An 8,973-nucleotide genomic window follows, 5' to 3' on the forward strand; every position below is an offset into this window, starting at 1 on the left:
GCCGAACTAAATTTGATAAAAGAGAGCTGGTCCCTGAACTTCGGTTCGGGGACCAGCTCTTTTTTGTTGTGCGTCACTCGTTGTTCACGTTGCGAGACCAACATCCGCGACATGGGGACACACGCAATGCTGCGAGCCGCCGGAGTCGGGAGCGGTGACGAGGTCATCGTGCCCGCGTACGGGAACGCCGAAGTCGCCGAGGACGTCGTGCTCGCGGGCGCCATGCCCGTGTTCGCCGACATCGATCCACTGACGTACTGCCTCAGCCCCGCGGCGGTCGACGCCGTCGTCACCGACCGCACCGCCGCCGTCGTCGCCGTACACCGCTTCGGGAACCAGGCAGACATCGCCGGCCTGCACTCCGTCGGACGGCGGCACGGACTCCTCGTACTGGAACAAGGCGAACTGGACGCGCCGCATGACGGACTCCCGCAGCGGCGGGCCTGCGCGGCCTATCTGAACGGGCGCCTGACCGGAGTCATAACACCGACCGAGCACGCCGCCCACAGCCACCAATACGTCGTGCGAGTGCCCGGCAACGGGCGGCCGGACCGCGACGCGTTCGCGCGGGCCGTACGGGCCAGGGGAGTCGACTGCCACGTACCCGTGAAGACACCGCTGCACCGCACGCCGAAGTTCTGGCGCGACGTGGAACTGCCCGCCACCGAGCGGGCCGCCGACGAGACCCTCGCACTGCCCGTGGACGACTCACTGTCCCGCCGCGAACTGCAGCGGATCGTATCGGCGTGCAACGCGCTCGGAGGGCTCCTTCAACCCGCCTTCTGAGGGATTGAAGAGGGCGGTTCGGGACCGCCTGATGTTCGGGTATGATCTATTCCGTTGCCGCGCGGGAAACCTCGCAAGGCACAACTGGCCCCTATAGCTCAGTCGGTAGAGCGTCTCCATGGTAAGGAGAAGGTCAGCGGTTCGATTCCGCTTGGGGGCTCCGCCAAGAAAGAGAAGGCCATCGTCCTGGGGACGGTGGCCTTCTTTGTTGGTCACTGTGGTTGTCGCCCCGGCAGGGGCATGGGTTCAGTCGTCGAGGCCCGGGACGCGCATCGCCAGGATCGCCATGTCGTCCGACGGAGCGTCCGTCGCGAAGCGCTCCACCGCCCGCATGATGCGCGCCGCCACCGCGCCCGCCGTGAGGCCCGTGCAGGTGGTCAGGACATCGGCGAGGCCGTCGTCGCCCAGCATGCGCGTGCCCTCGCGGCGCTCCGTGACGCCGTCCGTGACACACAGCAGGACATCGCCCGGGTCGAGAGTCACCGTCTGCTCGTACAGCTCCAGGTCGTCCATGACGCCGAGCAGCGGCTGCGGCTCCGCGTACGGCTCGACCGTGCCGTCCTGGCGCAGGCGCAGCGGCAGCGGATGGCCGGCGCAGACGATCTTCAGGACCGCCGAGCCGTCCTCCTGGGGCCACAACTCGCCGTACAACAGCGTCAGGAAGCGGCTGCGGGCGCCCTCGTCGAGGATCGCCGCGTTCAGGCGCTCCAGGACCGCGGGGCCGCCGAAGCCCTCGCGGGCAAGGAGGCGCAGCGCGTGCCGGGCCAGGCCCGTGACCGCGGCCGCCTCGGGGCCCGTGCCGCACACGTCGCCGATGGCGAAGCCGTACGCGCCGTCGCGGATGGGGAAGAGGTCGTAGAAGTCGCCGCCGACCTCGTTGCCCTCGCCGGCCGCGCGGTAGATGACCTCCACCTCCACGCCCGGGACCTGGGGCAGGCCGGGCGGCAGGAGGCTGCGCTGGAGGGACTGGCTGATCGCCATGCGCTCCGAGTACAGGCGGGCGTTGTCCAGGGCCAGGGCGGCCCGGCGGGACAGGTCCTCGGCCAGCTCCAGGATCTCCTGGCGGAAGTGCTCGTCGGAGGGCTTGCCGAGGACCAGCATGCCGATGACGCGGTTGCGGGCCACCAGGGGCAGGACGACCGTCTCGCCGCCCACCGCGGAGGCCGTGGACAGCGTCGTGCCGATGCCGGAGCCGACCGTCATCGGTTCGCCGAGGCCGAGGTTGCGCATTGACGTACGCAGAGCGGCCTGGTGCGCGGCTTCGGAGGGGGCGGTCCAGACGCGGGCTCCCGGGGTCGGGACCGGGTCCGGCGGGTCGACCTTCGCCAGGAGGGCCTTGAGGCCGTCGATGCGCTCCTCGTCCTCGTGCAGGACGAACGACAGATACGGCTCCGACGCCTGGTCGGCGATCGTGTAGACGGCGCACCAGGTGGCGAGCGTGGGGACCGTCATCTGGGCCATGAGGGCCAGGGTCTGGTCGCGGTCGAGGGTGCCCGCCAGCAGGTCGGACGCCTCCACGAGGAAGGACAGGGAGCCGCGGCGCAGGCGCTCCAGCTCGCCGAGGCGGGCCGACTCGACGGCGAGGGCGATGCGGTCGGCGGCGAACTGCAGGCGCAGGGCCTCTTCGTTCGAGTACCGGTCGGGGGACTCGGCGGCGACGCCCAGGGACCCCGTGAGGCGGCCCTCGACCTTCAGCGGGACCGTGACCACCGAGCGCATGCCGGTGCCGTTGAGCAGCGGCACGGCGCCCGGCACGACGGTGAGGTCCTCGTGGACGGCGGGCATCCGCGCGGAGCCGTACCGGCCCGGTCCGGCCTCTACGGGGACGCGGGCGAAGCGCTGGCGGGCGGAGGGGAGCCCGGTGGAGGCCCGCACCTCCAGTTCCGTCTCGTCGTCCGTGGCCAGGAGCAGGAAGGCCGCGTCGCCGTCGAGCATGTCGCGGGCGCGCTCGACCGTGCGCTGGAGGAGGCCGTCCAGGTCGTCGGGCGCGGGGGAGCCGATGAAGACTTCGAAGGGGTCGGCGGTGTGCGGCTCGCTGAGCGTGCCGGGCTCGGGGGCCGGGCCGCGCAGCGGGGTCTGGAGGACGGCGCGCTCGTCGTCACGTACCAGAAGGCAGACCGTGGAGGGCTCGCCGTCGGTGTCGCGGACGCGCAGGTGAGAGGCGTAGACGGGGGTGACGCGGCCGCCGGCGTCGCGGATGCCGTAGCTGCCCTCCCAGCGGGAGAGCTGGAGGGCGTCGGCGATGCCGGTGCTGGTGCCGGGGGTGTGCGGCCAGGCGGCGAAGTCGGTGAGGGGCTTGCCGGTGACCTGCTCGGCGACGTACCCGAACAGTTCCTCGGCGTCCTCGTTCCACGCGGAGATGGCGCCCGTGCGGTCGATCTGGACGACGGCGACGCGGACGCGGCCGTCGGTGAGCGGGAGCAGGTCCGGCGGGAGGGCGGGGCCGGCGGCGCGGGTGCCCACGGGGCGGTCGGGCAGGTCGAGTTGGAACCAGACCTGCTTGTGGGTCGAGGTGTAGTCGACGCCCCAGCGGGTGGCGAGCGCGGCGCAGAGCTGGAGGCCGCGGCCGCCCTCTCGGTCGGGGCTGCCCATGGTCGCGGGGGAGCCCTGGAGGGGGATCTCGCGCTCGGGATAGTGATCGGATACCTCGATGCGGACGGCGTCCTCGGTGCGCAGACACAGGACATCGGCGGCGGTGCCCGCGTGCACGACGGCGTTCGTGACGAGCTCACTGGTCAGCACGACCGCGTCGTCGACGACGTCCGTGAAGCCCCACCCCTGGAGTGTGTCGCGGACGAACGAGCGGGCCGTCGCGACGGAACGCCCGACGGGTTCGAAAGTCGCAGCCGCGCGCGCGGTGATCACAGAGCTCCTCGTCCTCAGTCCCCCGGGAATCTGCAGTCCCATGGTGCGGCCGCCCCTCCGATGCCCGCTGTTATGTGTGCCACCGCCCTGGCCGGGCAGGACCGGGGTGGTTGGACAGCCGGATGCCAGGTTACTTACCTTCGCCGTCCATGCTGATGCCGGTCGCCAGTCTTTCCGCCCGGAGGGTGTGCGGACGGTGTGCGAAGCTGCCGAACTGTTATGGCCTGGTTCGGCCATGGTGAAACACTGGACGGGCTCCAGAAGGAGCCCCCAGCAGTACGGTCGACCCTTGCGGGAGGGACACAGTGGAGTCTGGCGCTGCGACGCGGGCCGCTAAGACGCGCGCGAAAGACGGACGGTCCCTGAACAGTCAGCGCAAGCCGCGCAACGGGACGACGGCCACGGTGGACGCCGCGGCCCTGAACAGGCTGCTTGCCGCTCTGGTGGCGATGCGGGACGGCAATTTCCGCAAGCGTCTCACGGTGTCCGGCGACGATGTGATGTCGGAGATCGCTGCCGTCTTCAATGAGGTCGCCGACCGTAACCTCCATCTCACCGGTGAGTTGTCGCGGGTGCGGCGCACCGTCGGGCGTGAGGGAAAGCTCACAGAGCGCCTGCAGGGCGGGGCCATGGAGGGCTCCTGGGCGGCGGCGATCGACGCCTCCAACGCGCTGGTGGAGGATCTCGTACGGCCCGTCTCCGAGGTCGGCCGTGTCCTTTCCGCGGTCGCGGAGGGCGACCTGGAGCAGCGTATGGAGCTGCGCGCGCAGGTGGACGAGGGCAACGGCCATCCGCTGCGTGGCGAGTTCCTGAAGGTGGGGCGCACGGTCAACAACCTCGTGGACCAGCTCTCGACGTTCACCGACGAGGTCACGCGGGTGGCCAGCGAGGTGGGCACGGAGGGCAAGCTGGGCGGGCAGGCCCGGTTGCGAGGTATGTCCGGTTCGTGGAAGGACCTCACGGATTCGGTCAACACGATGGCGTACCGGCTGACGGCGCAGGTGCGGGACATCGCCCTGGTGACGACCGCGGTCGCGAAGGGTGATCTGTCGCGCAAGGTCACCGTGCATGTGGCCGGCGAGATGCTGGAGCTGAAGAACACCGTCAACACGATGGTGGACCAGCTCTCCTCGTTCTCCTCCGAGGTGACCCGGGTCGCCCGGGAGGTCGGCACGGAGGGCGAGCTCGGCGGGCAGGCGCAGGTGCCGGGCGTCGCGGGTGTGTGGAAGGACCTCACCGATTCGGTCAACCTGATGGCGGGCAACCTGACCGCGCAGGTGCGGGGCATCGCCCAGGTCACGACGGCCGTCGCGAACGGCGATCTGTCGCAGAAGGTGCGGGTGAGCGCGCGCGGCGAGGTGGCCCAGCTCGCCGAGACCATCAACCAGATGACGGAGACGCTGCGTACGTTCGCGGACGAGGTGACGCGCGTCGCCAACGAGGTCGGTGCCGAGGGGCAGCTCGGCGGGCAGGCCAATGTGCCGGGTGCCGCGGGCACTTGGAAGGATCTGACCGACTCCGTCAACACGGTCTTCCGGAACCTGACGACTCAGGTGCGCGACATCGCGCAGGTGACCACGGCGGTGGCGAACGGCGACCTGTCGCAGAAGGTCACCGTCGATGTCGCGGGCGAGATGCTGGAGTTGAAGAACACCGTCAACACGATGGTGGACCAGCTTTCCTCCTTCGGTGCCGAAGTGACGCGGGTGGCGCGGGAGGTCGGCGTCGAGGGCGAGCTCGGCGGGCAGGCGCAGGTGCCGGGCGCCGCGGGCACGTGGAAGGACCTCACCGACTCGGTGAACACCGCCTTCCGCAACCTCACCGGTCAGGTGCGCAACATCGCGCAGGTGACGACGGCGGTGGCGAACGGCGACCTCTCCCAGAAGGTCACGGTCGACGTCTCCGGAGAGATGCTTCAGCTGAAGAACACCGTGAACACCATGGTGGACCAGCTGTCGTCGTTCGCCGACCAGGTCACGCGGATGGCGCGGGACGTGGGCACGGAGGGGCGCCTCGGCGGCCAGGCGCGCGTGGACGGTGTCAGCGGTACGTGGAAGGAGCTCACGGACTCCGTCAACTTCATGGCGGGGAACCTGACTTCGCAGGTGCGTCAGATCGCCCAAGTGACGACGGCGGTGGCGCGCGGTGACCTGTCGCAGAAGATCGACGTGGACGCGCGCGGCGAGATCCTGGAGCTGAAGAACACCATCAACACGATGGTCGACCAGCTTTCCGCGTTCGCCGACCAGGTGACGCGCGTGGCGCGCGAGGTGGGCACGGAGGGCCGGCTGGGCGGGCAGGCGCAGGTGCCCGGCGTGGCCGGTGTGTGGCGCGACCTCACGGACTCCGTGAACGGCATGGCCGGCAACCTCACCGCGCAGGTGCGCAACATCGCGCAGGTCGCGACCGCGGTGGCGCGCGGTGACCTGTCGCAGAAGATCGACGTGGACGCCCGGGGCGAGATCCTGGAGCTGAAGAACACCCTCAACACGATGGTGGACCAGCTCTCGGCCTTCGCCGAGCAGGTGACGCGGGTGTCCCGCGAGGTGGGTACGGACGGCATCCTCGGCGGACAGGCCGAGGTGCAGGGCGTGTCGGGTACGTGGAAGGACCTGACGCAGTCCGTGAACGGCATGGCGAACAACCTCACCCTCCAGGTGCGCAACATCGCCGAGGTCACCACGGCCGTGGCCATGGGCGACCTGTCCAAGAAGATCACCGTCGACGCGAAGGGCGAGATTCTCGAGCTCGTCACGACGGTGAACACCATGGTCGACCAGTTGTCGTCGTTCGCGGAGCAGGTCACGCGGGTGGCCCGTGAGGTGGGCACGGAGGGCAAGCTGGGCGGTCAGGCGCGGGTGGTCGGCGTCACGGGCATCTGGAAGGACCTCAGCGACAACGTCAACCTGATGGCCAACAACCTGACCATGCAGGTGCGGAACATCTCGCAGGTCGCCGCGGCCGTCGCCAACGGCGACCTCACGAAGACGGTGACGATCGAGGCGCGCGGCGAGGTCGCGCAGCTCGCGGACACCTTCAACACCATGGTGAAGACGCTGAGTTCGTTCGCCGACCAGGTCACGAAGGTGGCCCGTGAGGTGGGTACGGACGGCATCCTCGGAGGCCAGGCCCGCGTCCCGGGAGTGTCCGGTACGTGGAAGGACCTCACCGAGTCCGTGAACGGGATGGCGTCCAACCTGACCGGTCAGGTGCGCAACATCGCGATGGTCACCACGGCCATCGCCAAGGGCGACCTCACCAAGAAGATCGACATCGACGCGCGCGGCGAGATCCTTGAGCTCAAGACCACCATCAACACGATGGTCGACCAGCTGTCGTCGTTCGCCGAGCAGGTCACCCGGGTCGCCCGCGAGGTGGGCACCGAGGGCCAGCTGGGCGGCCAGGCGCGGGTGCGGGACGTCGACGGCACCTGGCGCGACCTGACGGAGTCCGTGAACGAGATGGCCGGGAACCTCACCCGGCAGGTGCGCGCGATCGCGGCCGTCGCCACCGCGGTGACGCGCGGCGACCTGAACCTGAAGATCGACGTGGACGCGGCGGGCGAGATCCAGGTCCTCCAGGACAACATCAACACGATGATCGCGAACCTCCGCGACACCACCCTCGCCAACAAGGAACAGGACTGGCTCAAGGGCAACCTGGCGCGGATCTCCGGCCTGATGCAGGGCCGCCGCGACCTGGAGGACGTCGCCTCGCTGATCATGAGTGAGCTGACGCCGGTCGTCTCGGCACAGCACGGCGCGTTCTTCCTGGCCATGCCCACCGACGACGCGCAGGACCTGACCGGTGACGAGGACGCGTACGAGCTGCGCATGCTGGGCAGCTACGGCTATTCGATGGGTTCCATGCCGACGTCGTTCCGGCCCGGTGAGACGCTGATCGGAACGGCCGCCAAGGAGCGGCGCACCATCCTCGTGGAGAACGCCCCGTCCGGCTATCTGCGGATCGCCTCCGGGCTCGGCGAGGCGCCCCCGGCGCAGGTCATCGTGTTGCCGGTGCTCTTCGAAGGCAAGGTGCTCGGGGTCATCGAGCTGGCGTCCTTCCAGCCGTTCACGCAGATCCAGAAGGACTTCCTCAGCCAGATCGCCGAGATGATCGAGACTAGCGTCAACACCATCAGCGTCAACACCAAGACGGAGATCCTGCTCAAGCAGTCGCAGGAACTGACCGAGCAACTGCGCGAGCGCTCCGAGGAGTTGGAGAACCGGCAGAAGGCGCTGCAGGAGTCCAACGCCGAACTGGAGGACAAGGCCGCGCTGCTCGCCCAGCAGAACCGCGACATCGAGGTCAAGAACACCGAGATCGAAGAGGCCCGCCAGGTCCTCGAGGAGCGCGCCGAACAGCTCGCGGTCTCGATGCGCTACAAGTCCGAGTTCCTCGCGAACATGTCGCACGAGCTGCGTACGCCGCTCAACTCCCTGCTGATCCTGGCCAAGTTGCTCGCCGACAACGCCGACGCGAACCTCACGCCCAAGCAGGTGGAGTTCGCCGAGACGATCCACGGCGCGGGCTCGGACCTGCTCCAGCTCATCAACGACATCCTCGACCTGTCGAAGGTCGAGGCGGGCAAGATGGACGTCAGCCCGACGCGCATCGCGCTCGTCCAACTCGTGGACTACGTAGAGGCCACTTTCCGCCCGCTGACCGCAGAGAAGGGACTCGACTTCTCCGTACGCGTGTCGCCGGAGCTGCCCGCGACGCTGCACACGGACGAACAGCGCCTCTTGCAGGTGCTGCGCAACCTGCTGGCCAACGCGGTGAAGTTCACCGACTCCGGAGCGGTCGAACTGGTCATCCGGCTCGCCAGCAACGACGTGCCCAACGCCATCCGGGAGCAGCTCCTGGAGGCCGGTTCGCTGCGGGACGCCGACGCCGACCTGATCGCGTTCTCCGTGGCCGACACCGGCATCGGCATCGCCGCCAGCAAGATGCGGGTGATCTTCGAGGCGTTCAAGCAGGCCGACGGCACCACGAGCCGCAAGTACGGCGGCACCGGCCTCGGCCTGTCGATCAGCCGGGAGATCGCGCGGCTGCTCGGCGGCGAGATCCACGCGGCGAGCGAGCCGGGCCGCGGCTCCACCTTCACGCTGTATTTGCCGCTGCACCCCAGCGAACTGCCGCCGCAGGGCTACACCCAGCTCCCGCCGCCGCCCGCGACGCCCGAGCTGGCCGCTCTGGAGCCCCTGGAGCCCACGGAAAACGGCGAGCGGCCCGAGCCTCAGGCACCGGACGCGGCCGCCGCCACGCCCCCGCAGACGCCGCCAGGACCCGCCGCGCTGTTCCGGCGCCGCCGCCGGTCCG

General features: G+C 69.5%; 3 protein-coding genes and 1 tRNA gene. 3 read left to right on the top strand and 1 reads right to left on the bottom strand.

Annotation, left to right across the window (positions count from 1 at the left end):
* Nucleotides 1-126: 126 nt before the first annotated feature.
* On the top strand, nt 127-786 hold the full coding sequence (locus tag STRAU_RS00610) for a DegT/DnrJ/EryC1/StrS family aminotransferase (protein WP_016638256.1): 660 nt from the start codon (nt 127-129) through the stop codon (nt 784-786).
* A gap of 87 nt (nt 787-873) precedes the next feature.
* A tRNA-Thr gene (locus tag STRAU_RS00615) sits at nt 874-946 on the top strand.
* Between the two features lie 86 nt (nt 947-1,032).
* Here the strand turns inward: STRAU_RS00615 and STRAU_RS00620 are convergent.
* Nucleotides 1,033-3,651 (bottom strand): SpoIIE family protein phosphatase, encoded by a 2,619-nt coding sequence (locus STRAU_RS00620; protein ID WP_016638258.1) that lies wholly within the window; start codon nt 3,649-3,651, stop codon nt 1,033-1,035.
* A gap of 305 nt (nt 3,652-3,956) precedes the next feature.
* On the opposite strand from STRAU_RS00620, the gene STRAU_RS00625 reads away from it, so the two are divergent.
* Nucleotides 3,957-8,973 (top strand): HAMP domain-containing protein (locus tag STRAU_RS00625; protein ID WP_203227330.1); only part of this gene is annotated, 5,017 nt, incomplete at its 3' end.

It is taken from the genome of Streptomyces aurantiacus JA 4570 (assembly GCF_000414115.1).
In the GTDB taxonomy this organism is placed as follows: Bacteria; Actinomycetota; Actinomycetes; order Streptomycetales; family Streptomycetaceae; genus Streptomyces; species Streptomyces aurantiacus_A.

Excerpts from the sequence above, each read along its gene's own strand:
- STRAU_RS00610 (WP_016638256.1), top strand. The coding sequence starts at position 127 with ATGCTGCGAGCCGCCGGAGTCGGGAGCGGTGACGAGGTCATCGTGCCC.